This window comes from Methanobrevibacter sp. (genome assembly GCF_017940815.1).
In the GTDB taxonomy this organism is placed as follows: Archaea; Methanobacteriota; Methanobacteria; order Methanobacteriales; family Methanobacteriaceae; genus Methanocatella.
Genome location: NZ_JAGAXX010000034.1, coordinates 1 through 2644 on the forward strand (window position 1 = coordinate 1; position 2644 = coordinate 2644).

The window sequence follows — 2644 nt, forward strand, 5'->3', positions numbered from 1 at the left end:
CAACACCAACTATCTTCACTTGTTCAACTTCGTTTTAGCATATGCTGGCCTGCTGAAATTAAGTTCAGCCCATTTCTCCAGCTCCTCCCTCCTGTACATATATGATTTCCCCAACTTCATTCCGGGGATAACGCCTTGTCGAGTGAGCCGTAGCACCTTATGGTAACTACATCCCCCCTTGAAAAATATCTCTGCTACCTCTCTAGCTGTCAAAAATTCTGAACCCACAATGATTCCTCCTTAAAATTTAGATTTATCATTGTGTACAATCATTTTTCGTTTTTGATATTTAGGCGCCTACAGTTGCAGATATTTGCATTCAATTTCAAGCAAGGAACAAGCAAGGATTTTCATGGATCAATCCACAGTTGTTAAGGGCATTACTCAAACGCAGCCCATTCATATTCCTTGCTTGTTGTATGCTTCCAAAATGCACCTTCTCTTTACCCCCATGCACTCACTCGCCTAATCGCCCTTGCTTTAATTTATAATGCCAACCCTATTGCATATCGCTACAAGTACAAGTATAATGCTAGATATAAAATGGTGTGATGGTATTAATTTGCCGCCATATTCTGTCTGTTGTAAATATTCTAGCGTTTTTTAAGGATGGTTTTTAAATATGAATATTCCCCCAAACGACAACTCATCATTTAATGAAAATAATAACGAAGTTTCTGTATCCAGCAATCTAAAAATCAATGACAGTTCAATCTATTTACTCGATAAAATATTAACAGAGCACCAAGAACAAGGTAAATTATCTGACAAAATTTCCCCTGTACGTCCACTACGTCAGTGTGTAAAAATAGCCGAGCCCATCATTGATGACGAAGTCGAACTTACCAAGGCTCAATGTCAAAAACTCAATTATACGAAAAAGAAAATTCAACTAGAAGTTTACAAAGATTATCTAAAAAATAAAGAATCCCTTCGAAACAGAATAGAATGCGACCAATATGAAGAATCCAAGAAGATCCACTCACCTATTATTGGAATTGACGAGAGTGAAAATGAACTCATTGCTGAAACTGGCAACAACCACTCAAGCAATGTCTCCTTAAACAAACTTTTTATAAAAGATTTTTCTATCTTTGCATATTTCAGCCATGAGGCAAGAAAAACTTATGACTACTACATTTGGGATAATACTTTTCATCATCACATCAAAACAAACACCAGTAACCTGAGACGAGAATACGTCAAATTTATCGCAAGGCATTCATCTATTACCACAGTAAATACAAAGGTATATTTTGATAGTTTTATTCAAAGCATACCTCTACTAGATGATTCTAACATAAAACCATTGCCATCAAACTGTGTTATGTTTAATAACGGTTTTTTAAATGTGGAAAAATTCACTTTCACGCCACTTAATAATAACAATATCAAAAATTATTATAGTCCATTCTGCATTGATTTATCTTATGACGAAAACGTACCCACTCCTATAGCATTTAACCAATTGCTAAAAAGTATTTCACATGACAACCCAAGAATAGAAACGTTAATTTGTGAGCAATTCGGTTCTGCATTATGTCAGAATTCGCCTGTAAAAAACATCTTTCTTTTTCAGGGATGTACAAACGCAGGCAAGACAAGGCTTATAAATATACTTGCAAAACTAACTCATGAAAAAGATGTTATCGAATTAAATACAATATCAGATATAACGGATGATAAACTATTTAATCTTCCCTATTCGATTCGTTTTATTCATGTAAAAGAACTCGGTGAAGCGCCTCTTCCCGATAAGGCGGTAAGTTTATTAAAAGGAATCGCCGACGGTTCCATATCTAACCTTAATAACCCAGTTAAAATTTTCATGTGTACTAATCACGCGTTAATCACAAGAGCAGACGGTCACATTGATCAGGCTCTAAAAGAAAGAATTTCAACGATTCCTTTCAAGCAAGCAATGAAAAATGACACCACTATGGTCGCCAATTTTGAGAAAAATTATTTACAGTCTGAACGTCTAGGTATTATAGTCCAATGTCTTAAAGCATACAACAAAGTTTTAAACAACAATAATCGTTTTTCTTCTAATCTTGACGATTTAAATCGATGTGTAGACAACAAACCTGATGATATACTTTCACCCGCTGAGTTAGAACGGATGAAACAGGTTAAAGCACCTAGCAAGTCTTCCTCCAAAAAAGTAGTACACGTTATGAAATTGCTATTTCATTTAACAGCTAAACCTAATCCATCCATGACCACAACAGCAATCACTGAAATAATTAACAGTATAATCACAGATGGAACTGGTATAAACGATCCCAGTTGGGTTGGTCGTTATTTAGCTGCTTGTTTTGGTAAGGATAAAATACGTCACAATAGAGATGGTGATGGTCCTTTATACTACAATGTAGAACTAAATGAAAATTATCTTGATGGTGTGAATAAAAGTCTATAAATAGGTATTCTATGACTTTAGCATTTATGGATTTTACGAGAGTATGAAAAAATCTCTGTAAATGAATTTCCCTCGAAAACCTAAGGTCTTCTATGATAAACTATAATCAAATCATAGGAGGCCTTTTATCATGGCAAAACAGAAAAAAGAGATTCACAAAGTAGAAATGACCGATGGCAAGCGTGCCATCATCCAGCAGTTGTTCCAAGAGTACAACATCGA

The 2644-nt window shown here is 35.1% G+C and carries 2 protein-coding genes; one reads left to right on the forward strand and one right to left on the reverse strand.

Translation table 11 applies throughout. The annotated features are described in order from the left end of the window. Positions 1 to 15 precede the first annotated feature (15 nt). Entirely contained in the window at positions 16 to 228 is a 213-nt protein-coding gene (locus ILA26_RS04550; RefSeq protein ID WP_292894567.1) for a helix-turn-helix domain-containing protein, read from the reverse strand. Positions 229 to 622: 394 nt separating this feature from the next. Here ILA26_RS04550 and ILA26_RS04555 point away from each other — a divergent pair, with 394 nt between their 5' ends. Continuing rightward, the gene (locus tag ILA26_RS04555) at positions 623 to 2422 is read left to right on the forward strand and encodes a hypothetical protein (protein WP_292894570.1); all 1800 of its coding nucleotides are present in this window, start codon (positions 623 to 625) and stop codon (positions 2420 to 2422) included. Positions 2423 to 2644 lie beyond the last annotated feature (222 nt).